Origin of the sequence: Giesbergeria sp. (assembly GCF_028686475.1) — a bacterium.
GTDB lineage: Bacteria > Pseudomonadota > Gammaproteobacteria > Burkholderiales > Burkholderiaceae_C > Simplicispira.
Window position 1 is genome coordinate 66,136 of the sequence record NZ_JAQUCA010000012.1, and the last position, 15,948, is coordinate 82,083.

23 protein-coding genes are annotated in these 15,948 nt (G+C 53.8%); 14 read left to right on the plus strand and 9 right to left on the minus strand.

The window, feature by feature from the left end; genetic code table 11:
- Positions 1-13: 13 nt before the first annotated feature.
- Positions 14-814, minus strand: coding sequence for an indole-3-glycerol phosphate synthase TrpC (trpC, locus tag PHX60_RS09825; RefSeq protein ID WP_300077098.1), 801 nt, complete (start codon positions 812-814; stop codon positions 14-16).
- 37 nt (positions 815-851) lie between these two features.
- Complete coding sequence (locus tag PHX60_RS09830; protein ID WP_300077099.1) at positions 852-1,034, minus strand: hypothetical protein; 183 nt, start codon at positions 1,032-1,034, stop codon at positions 852-854.
- A gap of 274 nt (positions 1,035-1,308) precedes the next feature.
- On the opposite strand from PHX60_RS09830, the gene PHX60_RS09835 reads away from it, so the two are divergent.
- From PHX60_RS09835 to PHX60_RS09850, 4 genes are all read left to right on the plus strand, one after another.
- Positions 1,309-1,443: a hypothetical protein gene (locus tag PHX60_RS09835; RefSeq protein ID WP_300077100.1), complete on the plus strand. Its 135-nt coding sequence runs from the start codon at positions 1,309-1,311 to the stop codon at positions 1,441-1,443.
- Positions 1,431-1,886 carry a DUF2442 domain-containing protein gene (locus PHX60_RS09840; protein WP_300077101.1) on the plus strand — a complete coding sequence of 152 codons (456 nt, stop codon included), beginning with the start codon at positions 1,431-1,433 and terminating at the stop codon, positions 1,884-1,886. Before PHX60_RS09835 ends, PHX60_RS09840 begins: the two co-directional genes overlap by 13 nt.
- A 164-nt stretch (positions 1,887-2,050) precedes the next feature.
- Positions 2,051-2,275: a DUF6290 family protein gene (locus tag PHX60_RS09845; protein ID WP_300077102.1), complete on the plus strand. Its 225-nt coding sequence runs from the start codon at positions 2,051-2,053 to the stop codon at positions 2,273-2,275.
- Positions 2,259-2,531, plus strand: coding sequence for a type II toxin-antitoxin system RelE/ParE family toxin (locus PHX60_RS09850; protein ID WP_300077103.1), 273 nt, complete (start codon positions 2,259-2,261; stop codon positions 2,529-2,531). Before PHX60_RS09845 ends, PHX60_RS09850 begins: the two co-directional genes overlap by 17 nt.
- Positions 2,532-2,591: 60 nt before the next feature.
- Here the strand turns inward: PHX60_RS09850 and PHX60_RS09855 are convergent, their stop codons facing one another.
- The 3 genes from PHX60_RS09855 to PHX60_RS09865 form a co-directional block, all read right to left on the minus strand.
- A complete protein-coding gene (locus PHX60_RS09855; RefSeq protein WP_300077104.1) occupies positions 2,592-2,867 on the minus strand; it encodes a hypothetical protein in 276 nt (91 codons plus the stop codon).
- Positions 2,868-2,935: 68 nt separating this feature from the next.
- On the minus strand, positions 2,936-4,003 hold the full coding sequence (locus PHX60_RS09860; RefSeq protein ID WP_300077105.1) for a helix-turn-helix domain-containing protein: 1,068 nt from the start codon (positions 4,001-4,003) through the stop codon (positions 2,936-2,938).
- 119 nt (positions 4,004-4,122) lie between these two features.
- Positions 4,123-4,365 carry a hypothetical protein gene (locus PHX60_RS09865; RefSeq protein ID WP_300077106.1) on the minus strand — a complete coding sequence of 81 codons (243 nt, stop codon included), beginning with the start codon at positions 4,363-4,365 and terminating at the stop codon, positions 4,123-4,125.
- A 469-nt stretch (positions 4,366-4,834) separates the two neighbouring features.
- Here PHX60_RS09865 and PHX60_RS09870 point away from each other — a divergent pair, with 469 nt between their 5' ends.
- The 8 genes from PHX60_RS09870 to PHX60_RS09905 all read left to right on the plus strand — a co-directional run bounded on the left by PHX60_RS09870 (position 4,835) and on the right by PHX60_RS09905 (position 11,152).
- On the plus strand, positions 4,835-5,041 hold the full coding sequence (locus PHX60_RS09870) for a type II toxin-antitoxin system VapB family antitoxin (RefSeq protein WP_300077107.1): 207 nt from the start codon (positions 4,835-4,837) through the stop codon (positions 5,039-5,041).
- Between the two features lie 45 nt (positions 5,042-5,086).
- Positions 5,087-5,284: a hypothetical protein gene (locus PHX60_RS09875; protein WP_300077108.1), complete on the plus strand. Its 198-nt coding sequence runs from the start codon at positions 5,087-5,089 to the stop codon at positions 5,282-5,284.
- Entirely contained in the window at positions 5,271-5,798 is a 528-nt protein-coding gene (locus PHX60_RS09880; protein WP_300077109.1) for a hypothetical protein, read from the plus strand. Before PHX60_RS09875 ends, PHX60_RS09880 begins: the two co-directional genes overlap by 14 nt.
- Positions 5,799-5,896: 98 nt before the next feature.
- Positions 5,897-6,211: a BrnA antitoxin family protein gene (locus tag PHX60_RS09885; protein WP_366144377.1), complete on the plus strand. Its 315-nt coding sequence runs from the start codon at positions 5,897-5,899 to the stop codon at positions 6,209-6,211.
- A gap of 225 nt (positions 6,212-6,436) precedes the next feature.
- Complete coding sequence (locus PHX60_RS09890) at positions 6,437-6,874, plus strand: pilin (RefSeq protein ID WP_300077121.1); 438 nt, start codon at positions 6,437-6,439, stop codon at positions 6,872-6,874.
- 70 nt (positions 6,875-6,944) lie between these two features.
- Complete coding sequence (locus tag PHX60_RS09895; protein WP_300077111.1) at positions 6,945-8,198, plus strand: glycosyltransferase family 87 protein; 1,254 nt, start codon at positions 6,945-6,947, stop codon at positions 8,196-8,198.
- Positions 8,199-8,200: 2 nt separating this feature from the next.
- Positions 8,201-9,868 carry a hypothetical protein gene (locus tag PHX60_RS09900; protein WP_300077112.1) on the plus strand — a complete coding sequence of 556 codons (1,668 nt, stop codon included), beginning with the start codon at positions 8,201-8,203 and terminating at the stop codon, positions 9,866-9,868.
- A gap of 198 nt (positions 9,869-10,066) precedes the next feature.
- The gene (locus PHX60_RS09905) at positions 10,067-11,152 is read left to right on the plus strand and encodes a phosphatase PAP2 family protein (RefSeq protein WP_300077113.1); all 1,086 of its coding nucleotides are present in this window, start codon (positions 10,067-10,069) and stop codon (positions 11,150-11,152) included.
- A gap of 128 nt (positions 11,153-11,280) precedes the next feature.
- Here the strand turns inward: PHX60_RS09905 and PHX60_RS09910 are convergent, their stop codons facing one another.
- The 3 genes from PHX60_RS09910 to PHX60_RS09920 are packed head-to-tail and all read right to left on the minus strand — an operon-like array spanning position 11,281 to position 13,745.
- Complete coding sequence (locus tag PHX60_RS09910) at positions 11,281-12,033, minus strand: SDR family NAD(P)-dependent oxidoreductase (protein ID WP_300077114.1); 753 nt, start codon at positions 12,031-12,033, stop codon at positions 11,281-11,283.
- Positions 12,034-13,335, minus strand: coding sequence for an FAD-binding oxidoreductase (locus tag PHX60_RS09915; protein ID WP_300077115.1), 1,302 nt, complete (start codon positions 13,333-13,335; stop codon positions 12,034-12,036).
- Positions 13,332-13,745, minus strand: coding sequence for a GtrA family protein (locus PHX60_RS09920; protein WP_300077116.1), 414 nt, complete (start codon positions 13,743-13,745; stop codon positions 13,332-13,334). Before PHX60_RS09920 ends, PHX60_RS09915 begins: the two co-directional genes overlap by 4 nt.
- 26 nt (positions 13,746-13,771) lie before the next feature.
- Between PHX60_RS09920 and PHX60_RS09925 the strand changes: the two genes are divergently transcribed.
- Complete coding sequence (locus PHX60_RS09925; RefSeq protein ID WP_300077117.1) at positions 13,772-14,656, plus strand: decaprenyl-phosphate phosphoribosyltransferase; 885 nt, start codon at positions 13,772-13,774, stop codon at positions 14,654-14,656.
- Positions 14,657-14,658: 2 nt separating this feature from the next.
- Positions 14,659-15,081: a divergent PAP2 family protein gene (locus tag PHX60_RS09930; protein ID WP_300077118.1), complete on the plus strand. Its 423-nt coding sequence runs from the start codon at positions 14,659-14,661 to the stop codon at positions 15,079-15,081.
- Between the two features lie 309 nt (positions 15,082-15,390).
- Here the strand turns inward: PHX60_RS09930 and PHX60_RS09935 are convergent, their stop codons facing one another.
- A complete protein-coding gene (locus PHX60_RS09935; protein WP_300077119.1) occupies positions 15,391-15,798 on the minus strand; it encodes a type II toxin-antitoxin system VapC family toxin in 408 nt (135 codons plus the stop codon).
- Positions 15,799-15,948: the final 150 nt, after the last annotated feature.

A 15,948-nucleotide genomic window follows, 5' to 3' on the forward strand; every position in this document is an offset into this window, starting at 1 on the left:
CTCCTAACGGGGTTTAGGCAAACAGTTTGGCCAGTTCCAGCCCTGGTTCGGGGGCGCGCATAAAGGCTTCGCCGACCAAAAAGCTGTGTATACCCGCATCGCGCATGGTTTTGACATCTGCTGGGGTCAAAATGCCCGATTCGGTGACCAACAAACGGTCTTGCGGCACATAGCGTTGCAAATCGAGCGTGGTTTGTAAGCTGACCTCAAAAGTACGTAGATTGCGGTTGTTAATGCCCAGCAGCGGGGTTTTGAGTTTGAGTGCCCGCTCTAACTCGGCAGCATCATGCACCTCGACCAACACGGCCATATCCAAGCTGCGTGCAATGGCCTCAAAGTCTTGCATTTGGGCATCGTCCAAGCAGGCGGCAATCAACAAGATGGCATCGGCCCCCATAGCGCGGGCTTCATAGACTTGGTAGGCATCGACCAAGAAGTCTTTGCGCAACACTGGCAGTTGGCAACTGGCACGCGCCTGCTTGAGCGCATCGACACTGCCCTGAAAGAACGAGCGGTCGGTCAGTACCGACAAGCAAGCAGCGCTAATTTTGCCGTCGCCCTCGGCGTAGCTTTGGGCAATATCCGCCGGAATGAAGTCGGCCCGAATCACGCCCTTGCTCGGGCTGGCTTTTTTCACTTCGGCAATCACAGCGGCTTGGCCGAGGGAGATTTTGGCGCGCAAAGCAGCGACAAAATCGCGTGTCAGGACGCGGCTTTCGGCATCGGCACGCATGGCCGACAAAGATTTGCGATTTTTGGCGGCGGCAACTTCTTGGACTTTGACGTCGCAGATGGTTTTGAGAATGTCAGACATGGTGCGTGCTGGGGGCTGGTAAGGGAAAGGGAAGGGATTAATGCGGCGGGGGCGGCTTTTGGCCGGGCGCTGGGGGCGGCGCGGTGCTGGGTGAGCGCATCACTTTCAGGATGCTACGGTGTATAGCCCAACCCACGACTAAAAACAGCAAAGAAATCCCCAGCACAATCCAAGTGCCGGGGTCTTGCCAAATGGGGGCATCCCAAAGGCTGGTGGACATAGCGAGCGTGCCTAAAAAAATGGAAGCGACCGCATGACGCACTGCACCCGGTGCAGCACCGCGCTCTGAGAAAACGCGCGCTGTTTAAGCGTGCGCTGGAATGCCTGCTGGAGAGTGATGGACATGGTGCTGCAACGATAAGACAAGAGAAGTGCTGGCGGCCAAACCGTGGCTTGGGTCAAGCTGAGTTTATTCGCTATGGGTCATGCTTGACTATGCGCTTGGCGCTTGCGGAAATAGGTCTCCGTTTGGAGAAAATTTGGTGGGTGGCGAGGTGGACGTCATCATTTACTTCGATACCTTGGCTACTGATGGCGCATGGCCGCGCGGCCTGCGCGCTGAAGTCATGCAATGGGTTGAGGTCAACTTGGCTGATTTATGGAAAGAGTGGCACCTATGGCACACATGAAACGCGCCCGTCTAGCGGGCATTGAGGTTTTGGCCGAGTTCAAAATGCGTTTGGAATTTGTCAATGGCCAAGCCTACATACTGGACTTTAAGCCCTTGTTGGAGGAGTCGCCCGGCCTCGCTCGGTTGCACGATTCCAAGGTCTTCGCCACGGCCACACTGATTGACGGCGAAGGCTGGACAGTGGAGTGGCCAGCACTGGACATTCAAATTGGTGCTGACACGCTATGGCTAGACGCGCAAGCACAGAATGCTGCGGATGAGAACACACGCATCTTTGCCCAATGGCGCGCTCGCTATGGTTTGAGTCTGTCGCAAGCTGCCCAAGCACTGGGAATGACATCACGCACCATGAGCGCCTATGGCACGGGTGCGCGGCCTGTGCCACGTTACATCGCACTGGCCTGCAAGGGCTGGGAGGTGGTGCAGCGCCGGGGGGCTTGACGGGACTGTCCTTTGATGGGGCATCGTACCCAGTCTTTGGCCTACCCCATTGGTCCTGTTTCTTGGGATAGTTCCCGATAAGCATTCCTTTTATCGGGGCAAAAAATCGACGAATTTGGCAACATGGCTATACTTGTATAGCGTTTTCAAAATAGGAGCCAAAAATGTTAGCCATCCGACTACCAGCTGAAGTGGAAAACCGCCTTGAAGCACTGGCACAGGCGACCGGGCGCACCAAAACTTTCTATGCCCGAGAAGCCATCCTTGAGCACTTGGACGACCTCGAAGATTTGTATCTTGCAGAGCAACGCCTGATTGACATTCGCGCAGGCAAGACCCAAACCATACCGCTTGAAGAAGTAATGAAGCGCTATGGCTTGGAAGGTTGAGCTCGACCCTGCCGCCGAGCGTGAGCTAGGCAAGATCGACCCGCAGGCAGCACGGCGTATCCTCGCTTTCTTGCATGGATGTGTCGCCCAGCTCGACGAGCCGCGTAGCATCGGGGAAGCCCTCAAAGGTTCCCAGCTTGGATCCTTTTGGAAGTACCGCGTTGGGGACTGGCGAATCATCGCCAGCATCGAGGACGGTGCTTTGCGTATCCTTGTTGTACGCATCGGTAATCGTAAGGAGGTTTATCGCCATTGATCAGGTCAACAGCCAAGTGGACGCACCACCGCTTTGACATTTAGGCCAGCGATGCACGCTTCAGCAAGACGCAGGCGCACCAGGGTAGTCTAGGTGGTAAGAGGGGTGGTGTTGTTCGCTCTGCAAGCAGGGCTTACGTGCTGATGCTCGGTTGATGGCTGCACGCGGCATGTCTGTCACGGTGTGGGCCAGCATGGCCCCTACCCAAGCGACACCGCAAGGCTTGATCGGCTCCCACTGCGTAGGCTCTGGGCCACGCCATTGTTCTAACAGACCTGCACCACCCAGCCCAAAGGTTTGCCCAAACTGGCCGCATGGTCTAGCAATTGTTGGCATTGCAAGGCGTTGGGCAAAGCAGGGCGTTTTTTGGCATAGCGGAAAAATGGGGGTCAGACGCTCATTTTTCATTCCAACGCTGCCTTTTGCGCCTTGGCCGCAGCGCGCACCGCCCGCCGCGACACCTTGGCCACCGCGCAAGCCATGTCCAGTGCGGTAAAACCTACCGGCTCGCCGCGCAAAGCTCTGGCAATGATGTTGTCGGCCCAAGCGACACCGCAAGGTTGAATTGGCTCCCACTGCGTAGGCTCGGGGCCGCGCCATTGTTCTAACAGGCCAAACAAGCGCGCTTTGGCTTGGGCGCTTTCTTCGGCGCTCACGGGTGGATAGACCGGCGCAGGTGGTTGATAAGGCGGCGTAGCTGGTGCTTGACTGCTGCTGGCAGCCAGCGTGGCCACCACCGGCAAACGTGGTGGCGGGCGTTGGTTATTGAGCCATGCCGGGTCAAACCCAGCCCAATCATTAAGCGCCATCACCTGCACTACCCAGCCCAAGGGTTTGCCCAAACTCGCTGCATGGTCTAGCAATTGTTGGCATTGCAAGGCGTTGGGCAAAGCAGGGCGCTTTTTGGCATGGCGCACCTGTTGCCAAGCCTCTAGTGCGCTTTGGTCTTCGGGGTTTTGCAGAGCGGCTAAAAATAAAGAAGACGATGAGGAAGATGACAACACTGCTGGTTGCACCACAGGCGCAGGTTCAGGCACAGGCGCTGACGCTTCCGTTATCTTTGTCGGTTCAAATGCGTTCAATCCGTTCTGGGTGGCGATTTCTGCACTGCTGGCGGAAAAATCACCGCCTTTCGGTGCTGAAAACACCACCTCAGTGGATAAATTTTCTGCCAGCGTCGGGGCCAAAGCCTCCTCATTCACGCGGTACACATGCGTGCTGATGCCCGGCATTTTGCCCACCTGCAACACGCCCATTTTTTCCAGCTGGGCAATATGGCTTTGCACCGTGCGTTTGTGCAGTCCACACAAACGCGCCACCCGCCCCACCGACGGGAAGGCCATGCCGCGCGCATCGTTGTAGTGGTGCAAGATACAAAGCAGCACCAATTTGGCCCCGCTGGGTAAGGAACACTGCCAAGCGGCACGGCCCATCCGCAAACTGGCGCGGGTAATAGAAAACATCTCGGACATGGCAAAACCTCTCCGCACAGAGAAAACACAACCCACAGGCGCGCAGACGCTGGCCGCCTTAGGCAGCAAAAAACAGCAAAACGCCAGAAAAGAAGAAAAAAACGCGGGTACGCGGCGACTTAATGCGCGCGCTGCGTCATGGCGGCAAACAGCAAATCGGTGCTGCCATCGGCGGCAAAACCGGCCAACAACTGCAAACATGGGCGGTTGCGCCACAGCAAAGCGCGTTGGCGTTGTTGGCACCAAGTGCCATTGCGGCTGTGTGCTGGCTCGGCCAGCAAAATTTCTAATTGCTGCAAAGTGCGTTGCAACACCTGCGCGCTGGGCGGCGCGGTGCTAGTGCGGGAGAAGGTGTCAGCCATGATGGCTCCAAGTGGACAAGTGATAAACCCGTCACCCTTCCCCTGTCAAAAGGTTGGGTGGCAGACCATGCGGGGTTGACAGACCGGCACTTGGACCCGGCACGCCTTTGCGGGCGTCCCCACACAGCCCACCAAAAACGGGCCATGCGCGCAGTGCATGAAACAAAAAGCCGCTGCCCTCACAAAGGGGACGCGGCTACTGCGCCAAGTGAAACCGGGCTGTCAAACCCGTGCCGCGCTTGGTACGCGCAGCAAGCCAGAGTCTAACGGCGAATGGGCCTGCTGTGCAAGCAAAAACCGAGGCCCCAAGCCGGAAAAATCGGAATCAGAATAAATTGGAATCTGACCCCCATTATTTACGTATAATCAAACGCATAAAATTTGAGTTTAATGGGCGGTTTGCCTTAACAGCCTGAAGCTTAAATGGATGGGAATCTGACCCCGATTTTTTTCCTGGAAAAGTTCAAACATGCCAACCACCGTTACCATTGATGATGCTTTGTTTGCCAAAGCGCTGGGCTTGGCACCTCCGGGTATAGAAAAATCTGAATTGATGCGCGAGTGCATCAAGGCGTTTATCCAGCAACAGGCGGCTAAACGCTTGACCGCTTTGGGTGGACAGCTGCCCGAGATAGACTTGGCACCGCGCCAGCGTCAGGCACCCGCACCATACTAAGCGAAGGTTTGCGCCGTGATGAGGCGCGTAATAAGGAATCAAGCAATGCCAAACGTCATTCAAGCCCAGATACCTGAACGCCTGTGGCAACAGGCACAAAACCTAGTGGCCCAAGGTTGGGCCAGCAACATGCAAGAGTTGGTGAACGAATCGCTGCGGCGCTATTTGGAGTCACACGAAGACGTATTGGCCGAGCAGTTCATTCTGGAAGACGTGCGCTGGGGCCTGCATGGCAAAGACTGATGCCGCTGGCTTGTTGGTGGTGGCCGATGCGGGGCCATTGATTCATCTGGACGAGTTAGATGCACTGGATGTGCTTTCTGATTACGCACAGGTGCATGTGCCGCAAGCAGTTTGGCGCGAGGTCGAGCACCACCGGCCTGGTGCGCTGACTCATCCATCCGTGTGCTGGGTCAGGGCCGAAGTCACGGGATATTCCGCGCGTGTCAATGCCGTAGGCACCTTGTACACCTTGCACCGTGGCGAGCAAGAAGCGCTGACACTGTGTCTGCAAGCAGCGATTGGTACGCTATTGACCGATGACACCGCTGCCCGACTGGCAGCCAATAGTTTGCATTTAACCACCCACGGCACGCTGGGTTTGTTGTTGCGTGCTGGGCGCGTTGGCGCACGCACGCCAGCACAGGTGCTGGCACTGCTGCAAGATATTCCCAAGCGCACCACTTTGCATGTTCGCCCCAGCCTGCTGGCGGAAGTCATCAGACAGGCCGTAGAAGTATGGGGGGCTGCACACTGACCCCGATTTTGCACCGCCAAGAACGGCTGGTGGCGGCACTCAAAAAGCATGGCGTACCCCAAGTATCGTTGGACGAAGCGGTGCGCGAGGCCCGCTTTATGAACAAAACTGTTCGCTATGAAGTGGACTTGAACCACCTGCCGCCATTGACGGCAGCGCAAGAAGCTGAACTCAAGGCACTGTCTGAGCTACCCGACAGCGACATTGATTACAGCGAGATTGAGCCGCTTGACGAAGCATTTTGGCAAAACGCCGTGCAAAACCCGTTCTATAAGCCGACCAAAACGTCCACCACTGTACGATTGGATTCGGATGTGCTGGTCTGGTTAAAAAGCCAAGGCAAAGGCTACCAAACCCGCATGAACGCCATCTTGCGCCAAGCCATGCTGCGCGCCCTGTGTCCCAAGACTTGACACAATTGCACGACAAAAATGTCAGGCCCCAGCGCAAAAAGGCAGGCTTTGTAAAAAAAACCTTACAAATTTTGGGGATTTGCCCGCTTGCCGATACAGCTGCTTGCACTTAGCCCCCTCAAGCCAAGCTGGCACGCAAACTGCTTATAGTCTGGCGAACCTGAAGAATCTTTCTGCAGGTTGTTGTTTGCACCCACTCCAAGGAGAGATGTTATGAACCGTACTATGCGTTCCGTACAAAAAGGTTTCACCCTGATCGAACTGATGATCGTTGTGGCGATCATTGGTATTTTGGCCGCTGTGGCTCTGCCTGCTTACCAGGACTACACCGTGCGCGGTCGTGTGTCTGAAGCGATGGTCGCTGCCTCTGCAGCCAAGACCACCGTTGCTGAGAATGCGGCCAACGGCATGGCGTTTGCCAATGGCTGGACTGCACCGTCGGCAACCGATAACGTGTCCAGCGTGGCTATCGATACCGCTGGTGCCATCACCGTCACGACCACTACCAAGGCCGGTGGTGGCAGCATTATTTTCGTTCCTACTTATGGTACGGCCAAGACTGCCCTGGTTGCTGGCACGCTCCCCACCGACCGTATTGCGTGGGATTGCAAGACAGGTACTTTGCTTGCCAAGTACCGTCCTGCTGAATGCCGTGGTACCTGATTTTAATAATCACGCATAAAAAAGCGCCTTCGGGCGCTTTTTTTATGCACTTCAATCGCTGGAATAAATTATGCAAAAAGAGCTGGAGGCCATGATCAAGCAACCGCCAAGGTGGTTGTGGTTTCTGCTGTTGGTTTGGGGTGGCATCATTTTTCTGATTTATTTGGAATCATTTCTGGATCAACTTGGCTCGCCGATTGGATCAGATTTTTACAAATTCTATCTTTCTGCCCATCGCTTATTGAGCGGGGAGTCTGCTTATTGGCCGAAAGATACTGTAGTGGGCGGCGCTGGTTCATTGCTGAATGAAGTTCATTCTGGATTGCATCCCAATTTGAATCCGCCATTTTTTAACGTTTTAATGGTGCCATTTGTTGTTCTTGATTATGGCATTGCTTTTTCTCTGTGGAGTGTGCTTTCAGTGCTCTGCGGCGCAATGGGTGTATTTTTAGTTTTGAAAAATATATGGGTCGCCCCCCCGCCAGCGGTGGTGGTTTTTTTGGTGCAGCTGGTATTTTTTAGTTATTACCCATCGTTTTCTAATTTTAATTATGGCCAAGTGGCATTTTTTATTTTTTTCATCTTGGCGCTTGCCTTGAATTTTTGCAACACTGGAAAAAAAATTACGGGCGGTATTTTGATTGGGTTGGCTGCGAGTATTAAGCTGTTCTGTGGCTTTTTTATTTTGATGCTATTTTTTGCTAAAAGCTGGCGCGCATTTTTTGCGTCGGCGCTTACGGTTGCTGTTTTTGCTTTAGTGGGTGCGGCTTTGGGCGGGGTAGAAAGTTATTTGCAGTATTTTTCCATGCTGAAAACCATCGACTGGTATGGAGTGAATTGGAACGCCTCTTATACCGGGTTCTTCTACAGAATTTTGAGTTTTGAGTATGGCTTTGGTTGGGAATCGGCTAGAGGGGCTTGGGTGCAGTCTGCGAATATATTGACGGTGTTGGTGGCGGCTTATTTATCGTTTCAAATAGCATCGGAGGTAGAAAAAAACCAATTTAACGGTTTTTTTGCTCTGGCGGTTCCTTTGATGCTCATCATCAGCCCTTTGGGGTGGAGCTATTATTTTCCCTTGCTCTTCTTGGTTTTTCCGAAGTTGCTGGAGGAAGTGCGATGCAGAGGCTGGGGGCTGCCAGTAATGGTATTTTTCTTAGGGCTTTCTATTACATTTCTAAGAATTGGCCTTGTTATCTTTGATGGCTTGGGGGCTGAGGGCTGGCACATGAATTTGCTGTTTTATGGGCTTTTTCTTGTGGTGCTTGCTGTGGTTTCTATGAGTTACAAGTCAATGGATGTGAAAAATAAATTTGAGGGATAAAAATGCACCAATCTTCTATTTTTTGGCTGCGGGCATGGTTTTTTCTGTTGCTGCTCCTGTTTGGTTGGGTGTTTTATGTGACTGCCTGGGTCACAGAAGATGCCTTCATTACCTTCAGGGTGATTGATAATTTAATCAATGGCTATGGCCCCCGCTGGAATATCGACGAGCGCGTGCAGGTTTTTACCCATCCACTGTGGATGTTTCTGCTTTGGCCGATAGTGGTGGTATGCGGAGACCCTTATTGGGCTGCGATTGGGTTGAGCGCCGCATGTTTGATTTTGTTTTTGGTGCTGGTTTTTCGCTTGCTGGGGGGCATCAATTTCTCTAGCTTGCTGGTGGCTTTGTATTTTATTTCTTCGGCGGCGTTTGTGGATTATTCGTCTTCTGGGCTGGAAAATCCTTTAACCCATGTGTTTTTAGCGCTATTTTTGTTGAAATGGGTGTCTGGTAAGAGGGATTATTTTGGATTTTTTCTTCTTTTTTCGCTCTTGTATCTGAACAGGCCGGATTCCATTATTTTTGTGGTTCCGCCTTTGTTGTTTTTGATTTGTGCTGACTTTTCGGCGGGCGGCGTGCGTTTTTTAAGAGCGGCCGCTCCTGCGGTGCTTGCTGGTTTGGCGCCCATGCTGCTGTGGTTGATTTTTTCGCTGGTGTATTATGGTGCTTTTGTGCCCAATACGGCGATTGCCAAGGTGCAAAATGGCTTGGATATTTACCAGTCCAGCCATCAGGGTTGGAATTTAATTCAATACAGCCTAGAAAATGATGTGGGCACCTTGGTGTTTATTGGGCTGGGCTTTGGCTTGGGTTTTTTTGATAAGCGCTATATTAGTTTTTCTTTTGGAATTTTGCTGTATTTTGTCTATCTATTTTATGTGGGTGGAGATTATATGGCGGGCCGGTTTTTGACGGCTCCTCTGGTGGTGTCGTTGTTGATTTTTGGCTTGATGAGTGCAGGTGCTATACGGAAAAATAAGAATTTTGGCTATTACGGACTGGCTTTGGCATTGATTTTTTTTGCCACAAAAATAGAATCCCATTTTTCTTTGGATTACTACAGCGCCCCATATATTGAAAAGAGTGGGGTGGCCGATGAGCGTGGGTTCTATTACCCATTTCTAGGGGTTCGGCCCACACTGTTTTATGGGAATTGGTTAAGGTATGATTTCTTGCAGGAGGGCGTGGCTTTGAGGGGTCGTACCGGGAAATACTTGGTGAAGTGCAATATAGGCATGACACCTTATGCCGCTGGCGCAGACTATGTTTTTATTGACCCTTTGGCACTGGCCGATGGCTTTATAGCCAGGTTGCCTGCCGCCAGCGGTAGCCGGGTGGGGCATTATGAAAGATCAATACCGACAGGCTATTTGGAGAGCAGAATTTTCTATAAAAATCTACTGCAGGAGCCAGCACTCAGAAGGTTGTGGGACGATACGCACATTGTTCTGAGGGGCGATATTTTCACTTGGGATAGGTTTGCTGCTATTTTTCGGTTAAATTTTCAAAAAGAATTGTATTTAACAAATATCAAAAACCGGGATGAAATTCATTTCAATGGGCGTGTTTATAAAAAAACATCTTATGACTGCCTTGGAAACAGCGCTGTTATCACGGTGGATGCTGCCACTCTGCAAATCATTCAAAAGAAGGATTTGGGTTTGGATTAAATTTTCATCTTATTAAAAATAACGCGGGCAAGCCTGGTAAGTTGGGTTGGCTTTGTTGCATAACTCTGCGACAAGACGGCATTCCCCTTGCCCCGGACGTACCTACGCCACCGTCACCGGACGGCCCAGTTGCGTGAAGCGGTTGAGCAGTGCCGTCGAGAGGCTGTGGGTTAAGATTTTATGTAGAAAATTTATTTTATGAGAAATGCGACCACTATTAGGCTGGCTATCGCGACCACATTCGTCTTGACAGTTTTCTTGTGGCATTGGCTTGGGCCAGTTCATGGTCGATTTATTCCATCTTCTGCGCTCACCATTTTCTGGGGTGAGTTCGGAAACCCCCTTGCCTGGCCTTTAACCTTGTGCCTGATGCTTGCGGTTGCATTGAAAAAGCATCCAGCAACATATTGGATATCGAGGGAAAAAAACTTGGTGGGTGCAGTTCCTGTAACTGTGGCCTTCGCATTGTTTTTTCCCTTGCCAGATTCTTTGTTGTCGACTGTCGCGCTGCTACTCGTTGTGTTTTTGGTTGCTGCATACTCAGATATGCAGAAATCAATTCCCTTGATTACATCTGCGATTGTGGGGATAGTGCTGGTCAGTTATGCGTTCACTGTTCTTAAGCTGTCGGTCTTCATGTGGGGTAGAGAGTTCGATATCCCATTAAAGCAAATAGATGCCTTGCTTGGTTTCGAAACCTTGCGAAATTGGCTAATTGAGGAAGCCCACGGCAGCAAAGGCCAAATAGTGCTTGCTGAGATCAGCTACCAGATGATTTTCCCTATCGTCGGAATGTTTGCGATTGCGAGCTATATTCAAGGTAAAGAACAGTACGAGACCTACGTGACTTCGCTTTTCTTGGTCTATGCTGTGGGTGCTTTTCTATACATCTTAATTCCAGCCTGGGGGCCATTCATGCAAAGAGAATTCGCGGATCTCGCACCCAATTGGTTTTCTGATAGCTGGCGTGTGGCAGAGCTACAGAAGTTTATTTCATTCAATTCCCTGAAGGTCCGGGCCGGTGACTATTATTTCACGGAGATACCAGTATATGGCTTTGTAGCGGCAATGCCGTCACTCCATGTTGCAACACCTGCGGTAGCCTTCCTTTTGAATATTCGCTATGGTGGTGTGGCGCTCGGACTTTCTGCCCTTTTGCTTTTAACTTCTGCGTGGGCGGCGATTGTGACGGGAATGCATTATGGCGTTGATCTGTTGGTGGGCTTTTTACTTGCCATGGTTTCAACAAAATTGGCGACGCTGAAAAATCGGTTGTCGAGCTGATTGGTATTTCAGTTCGAGGAATTAAGCGCTAAGAAACCTCTGTGCAACCCCATTTTGACAAATCTATCATCGTAAGCGGTTGATTTTATTGGATCGTAAAAACAAAAAATGGGTTGTGGAAACCATCCCTAAATTTTCATCTTATTGAAAATAAACCCGGGCAGGAGCCGAATGATCATCATGATGAGCCACCATTTTTTCGGTGCATACACCACGGGTTTGCCAGCGGCAATGCCCGCAACCATCTGCTGGGCAACACTTTCTACCGAGGCCAGCTTGGCACCTTGCCCTTTAAGGTGCGCCGTCATGGGGGTGTCGGTGGGGCCAGGTTTGATCAGCACGACTTTCACCGCGCTCTCGGCAAAACGGTGTTGCAAACCTTGGGCGTAGCGCGCCACCATGCCCTTGGCGGCGCCATAGACGTAATTGGATTGGCGCCCCCGGTCTCCGGCCACCGAGCCAATCAGCGCGATGGTGCCGTGCTGGGCTTGCGCCATGTGCTTGGCAAAGGCTTCAGCGTAGAGCACCGGCGAGATGCCATTGATGTCCAGTGCTTCGCGGCAGGCTTGCAGGTCGTTTTGGCATTGCGCCTGCTCGGGCAGCGCGCCGTGGGCAATCAGCGCGATGTCGAGCGGGCCAGAGGCGCATATGCCCGTCACCACCTCGTCGATGGCCGCAGGGTCTGAAAACGAAGCCTGCACGACATGGATGCGCGCTTGCGGGCTACGCACCTGCAAGTCGGCAGCCACCCGCTGGGTGCGTGGCAGGTCGCGGCCTACCAAGATCAACTCTGTGGTGGGCTGCTGTGCCAGCCACAGCCGGGCGCAATGCTCGGCCATCGCTGAAGTCGCGCCGATGATGGCGATTTTTTGGGGGGGCATTCAACTTCCCATTAAGCGGCGCGAAAGGCCCGAGCTGATGCCAGGGTCGCGGTAGGGTAAAAATTCTGGCTGGCGGGGGTAGCCTGCCTCGAACAGCTCACGTGGCATACGCGCGTCTTTGGCCAGGTAGATGCGGCCTTGGGCTTCGCGCACGATGGCGTCTAGGCGCTCAAACAAGCGGTGTGTGCGCGCGCCGTGGTTGGGAAAATCCAAGGCCAGGGTCACGCCGGGCTGTGCAAAGCTCAGCATTCCTACCGGCTGGCGGTTGCCGAAAGTTTTAAGCACCGCCAAAAAGGAGCCGTCGCCCGAGCGGGCAATCTCGCGCAGCATGGCCTGGATGGCATCTTGCCCGTTGGCACGCGGCACCACACTTTGGTACTGAAAGAAGCCGCGCGGGCCGTACATGCGGTTCCATTCGAGCAGGTTGTCCAGCGGATAAAAAAACGCTTCGTAATGCGCGATGGCCCGGCCTGCACGCCATTTCTTCAGGTGGTAATAGGCCACATTGAAGGGGCGCAGCGATAAGCGATTGACCAGCGACACCGGTGGCACCAGCGGCATGGTGCGTTGCTGGGCGGCGGGCAGGGGGCGCGGCGCGGTGGCGACGGGGTTGCCGCGCATGAACACGCCACGCCCGCCACCGCCAGAAATGCAGTCAATCCACGAGACGGTGTGTTCCCAATGCGCCTCAGAAGCATCGGCCAGCTGGAAAAACTCGTCTAAGTTGGCATAGGCCAGTGTCTCGGTGTCCAGCCAGGGGCCGGGCGTGCGGCGCAGTTGCAGTTCGGCTTGCGTGATGATGCCGGTCAAGCCCACGCCGCCCACGGTGGCTGCAAACCAATCACTGCGCTCGTGTGGGCCGCATTCGATGGTTTCGCCGTTGGTACGCAGCAGCGTCAGGCGCAGCACGTGGTCGCCGAAGCTGCCCAGCACATGGTGGTTTTTGCCGTGGACATCGTTGGCAATCGCGCCGCCTACCGTCACCAGCTGGGTGCCGGGTGTCACGGGCAGCATCCAGCCGCGCGGCACAGCCAGCCGCTGGATGTCGCGCAGCAGCACGCCCGCTTCGCACACCAAACGCCCGTTGTCCTCGTCGAAGGCGATGAAATGGTCTAGCCCGCCGGTCAGCCACAGGGTGCCACCGGGGTTCAGGCAGGCATCACCGTAACTGCGGCCCATGCCGTAGGCTACGCTTGGACTGTTGCGGTGGTGCAAGGTTTGTTGGAGTGTTGGCAGGTCGCGCGCACTAAGGACGTGGTGCGGGTCGGCGCTGAGTCGCCCCCAGGAGGAGACGGCTCTCATGGATGCTGCCTCTGGAAAACGTAGCGCTTGTCGAGGTGGTATTTCGCCAGATAGCCAATCGCCAGACCGATGGCACCACCCAGATAACGCATTTCGCGCGTGGCAAAGAGGTAGTGAAAACCAAACTCAAAGCCCCAGAAAATCACCGTGGTGGCCAAGCCCATAGCGGCGTACAGGGCAAAAGTACGTGTGTCATGGGCCACGTTGGCCGCACGAAAGCGAAAAATATAGCGTTTGTCGAGGAGGTATTTGACCACCAGCCCCACCCCGGTGCCCGCTACGATGGAGGCCACAATGGCTCCGGTGCCGTTGTAAGTTTGCACCACCAAGTCCTGAGCACCAATATTCGCTGTGGTTGCGATCAATGCGAAAATTGCGTACTGAACAGCCAGCTTGGTTGAGGCAAACATTTAACGTTATCACCAAGATTAAAACAATGGATCGTACCGTAACTGCCCACTCCCCTTGGGCCCAGCTGCGCGGGCTGATCAAGCTCCTGCGGCCCAAACAGTGGGTGAAAAACGGTTTCGTGCTGGCCCCGCTGATGTTTTCCGGCGAGTTTCTCGATCCGGTAGCAATCGGACAGGCGCTGTGGGCCATGCTGCTGTTTTGCGTGGCCTCGTCAGCCACCTATGTCATCAACGACATGCACGACATTGAGCGTGACCGTCGCCATCCGAAAAAATCCCAATCCCGCCCGCTGGCTGCGGGGGTCGTATCTGTGTCTGCGGCTTTGTTTTTGCTCGCTGGCCTGTATGCCGTGCTGCTGGGTGCTTGGTTTGTGGTGCCCAAGGTGCTGGGGGTGATTGCTGCCTATCTTGCGCTCAATCTGGCCTACACCTTTGTACTCAAGCACCAGCCCGTGGTGGACATCTTCACCATTGCGATTGGTTTTGTGTTGCGCGTGTATGCAGGTGCTGTGGCGCTGAGTGTGCCGGTGTCTTCTTGGATGTTCATCACCACGCTGTGCTTGGCGTTGTACTTGGCTGCTGTCAAACGCCGCCAAGAATTGAGCCAAAGCGGTAGCGAGGGGCGCAAAGTGCTGGAGAAATACTCTGTTGCTCTGGTTGATCGCTACGCGGAAATGTCGGCCACGGGGGCGTTGTTGTTTTACAGCATGTTTGTGATGTCGGCCAAGCCAGCACTGGTCATTACTGTGCCGCTGGTGTTGTTCGGCTTGTTTCGCTATTGGTTCGTGGTGGAGGCGCTGGATGGCGGCGAGTCGCCCACCGATGCCCTGCTGGCGGATTGGCAGTTGTTGCTTACGGTGGTGCTGTGGGTGCTGACATGCGGCTGGGCGCTGTGGCCAGTGCAGGGGTGAAGATGGATTTTTCGTATGCGCTAACGCCCTTTTTGACCTGGCTGGTGGCAGGGGTGCTGAAATTTTTGGTCAACAGTTTGCGCGCCGGGCAGCTGGCGTTTGGCTTGATTGGCTATGGCGGCTTACCCAGCAACCACAGTGCCATCGTTAGTAGCACGGCGGCGCTGATTGCCTTCAAAGAAGGGCTGGCGCACCCGGCGTTTGGTGTGGCTGTGACGCTGGCTTTTATCGTCATGCTAGACGCAAGCAGCTTGCGCCGCCAAGTAGGCAAGCACGCGCAGGCCATCAATGCCTTGGTAGCCAGTTCACCCGAGCGAGCGCCGTTGCGTGAACGCATGGGCCATACGCGCCTGGAAATAGCGGCTGGCATCGCCGTGGGCATCGCGGTTGCTGCCGCCGTGCATGGGTATGTGCGTTTAGGTTAACTGGCGATACCTAAAAACACAGCCAAACAGCGCTCAACTTTCTAGCATGGTGGCATCGTCTGCGCGCCCAAAAGTGGCCCCCAGCTTGTCGCGAAGATTCCGGTCAAGGTTAGCTTGCTTGCAAACTCTGACCCGCCTCGGTCAGCCAGCAAGAAAATTGGGGTCAGATTCCCATAAAATTCTGGGCAGCACGCAAACGCAATGTGGCTTTGATGGCAGGGGCTGGCTCTTATGACCTCGATCCCTAGCTAGACCACCATACCGCCCGCGTGCGCGGGTATGTGCATTTGGATGGGTTTTAGCGCCTGCTCAGGTTGGCACAAACGGGTTTATCACCTCAACCCCCAAGGCTGCAAAATCTGCCACATCCCTACTAACTACGGCCAAGCCATGCACTTGGGCGGTGGCGGCAATCATCGCATCTTCGTACAAGGTGTTGGATTTTTTGTGCATCAGCCGCGCCCACGCTCTAAACGTGCTTGCATCCATCGGCAGGACGTTATAAGTTTGGGCTACTAAGTCGAGCCAAGCCTCTATTTCGGTGGCTTTGTTGGCATTTTGCGCTCTGGTAAGTTCAATACCGGCTTGAATCTCTCCTAGCGTGACGGCGGATAAGTGCAGGTGAGCATCGTCAATGGCTTCTATCCAAGCCAGCACTCCCCCGTGGGGGCGGGGCTTGCGTAGTTCGGAGACAATGTTGGTGTCCAGTAGATACATGCGTAAGGTTCTGGCAATATTTGGGGTTAGCAGCAGAACTCAATGAATCTACTCAAATCTACGCTAATCTATCCATTATGAACAGATTAATAAGTATAGGAGAAGCAGCAAAGGCATTAGGTGTGTCCATAACAACCTTGCGCCGCTGGG

Excerpts from the sequence above, each read along its gene's own strand:
- PHX60_RS09830 (WP_300077099.1), bottom strand. The coding sequence starts at position 1,034 with ATGTCCACCAGCCTTTGGGATGCCCCCATTTGGCAAGACCCCGGCACT.
- PHX60_RS09890 (WP_300077121.1), top strand. The coding sequence starts at position 6,437 with ATGCGTTCCGTACAAAAAGGTTTCACCCTGATCGAACTGATGATCGTT.
- PHX60_RS09910 (WP_300077114.1), bottom strand. The coding sequence starts at position 12,033 with ATGCCCCCCCAAAAAATCGCCATCATCGGCGCGACTTCAGCGATGGCC.
- PHX60_RS09900 (WP_300077112.1), top strand. The coding sequence starts at position 8,201 with ATGCACCAATCTTCTATTTTTTGGCTGCGGGCATGGTTTTTTCTGTTG.
- PHX60_RS09860 (WP_300077105.1), bottom strand. The coding sequence starts at position 4,003 with ATGTCCGAGATGTTTTCTATTACCCGCGCCAGTTTGCGGATGGGCCGT.
- PHX60_RS09920 (WP_300077116.1), bottom strand. The coding sequence starts at position 13,745 with ATGTTTGCCTCAACCAAGCTGGCTGTTCAGTACGCAATTTTCGCATTG.
- PHX60_RS09850 (WP_300077103.1), top strand. The coding sequence starts at position 2,259 with ATGGCTTGGAAGGTTGAGCTCGACCCTGCCGCCGAGCGTGAGCTAGGC.
- PHX60_RS09930 (WP_300077118.1), top strand. The coding sequence starts at position 14,659 with ATGGATTTTTCGTATGCGCTAACGCCCTTTTTGACCTGGCTGGTGGCA.
- PHX60_RS09895 (WP_300077111.1), top strand. The coding sequence starts at position 6,945 with ATGCAAAAAGAGCTGGAGGCCATGATCAAGCAACCGCCAAGGTGGTTG.
- PHX60_RS09935 (WP_300077119.1), bottom strand. The coding sequence starts at position 15,798 with ATGTATCTACTGGACACCAACATTGTCTCCGAACTACGCAAGCCCCGC.
- PHX60_RS09870 (WP_300077107.1), top strand. The coding sequence starts at position 4,835 with ATGCCAACCACCGTTACCATTGATGATGCTTTGTTTGCCAAAGCGCTG.
- PHX60_RS09845 (WP_300077102.1), top strand. The coding sequence starts at position 2,051 with ATGTTAGCCATCCGACTACCAGCTGAAGTGGAAAACCGCCTTGAAGCA.
- PHX60_RS09880 (WP_300077109.1), top strand. The coding sequence starts at position 5,271 with ATGGCAAAGACTGATGCCGCTGGCTTGTTGGTGGTGGCCGATGCGGGG.
- PHX60_RS09875 (WP_300077108.1), top strand. The coding sequence starts at position 5,087 with ATGCCAAACGTCATTCAAGCCCAGATACCTGAACGCCTGTGGCAACAG.
- PHX60_RS09865 (WP_300077106.1), bottom strand. The coding sequence starts at position 4,365 with ATGGCTGACACCTTCTCCCGCACTAGCACCGCGCCGCCCAGCGCGCAG.
- PHX60_RS09840 (WP_300077101.1), top strand. The coding sequence starts at position 1,431 with ATGGCACACATGAAACGCGCCCGTCTAGCGGGCATTGAGGTTTTGGCC.
- PHX60_RS09915 (WP_300077115.1), bottom strand. The coding sequence starts at position 13,335 with ATGAGAGCCGTCTCCTCCTGGGGGCGACTCAGCGCCGACCCGCACCAC.
- PHX60_RS09925 (WP_300077117.1), top strand. The coding sequence starts at position 13,772 with ATGGATCGTACCGTAACTGCCCACTCCCCTTGGGCCCAGCTGCGCGGG.
- PHX60_RS09905 (WP_300077113.1), top strand. The coding sequence starts at position 10,067 with ATGAGAAATGCGACCACTATTAGGCTGGCTATCGCGACCACATTCGTC.
- trpC (WP_300077098.1), bottom strand. The coding sequence starts at position 814 with ATGTCTGACATTCTCAAAACCATCTGCGACGTCAAAGTCCAAGAAGTT.
- PHX60_RS09855 (WP_300077104.1), bottom strand. The coding sequence starts at position 2,867 with ATGCCAACAATTGCTAGACCATGCGGCCAGTTTGGGCAAACCTTTGGG.
- PHX60_RS09885 (WP_366144377.1), top strand. The coding sequence starts at position 5,897 with ATGAACAAAACTGTTCGCTATGAAGTGGACTTGAACCACCTGCCGCCA.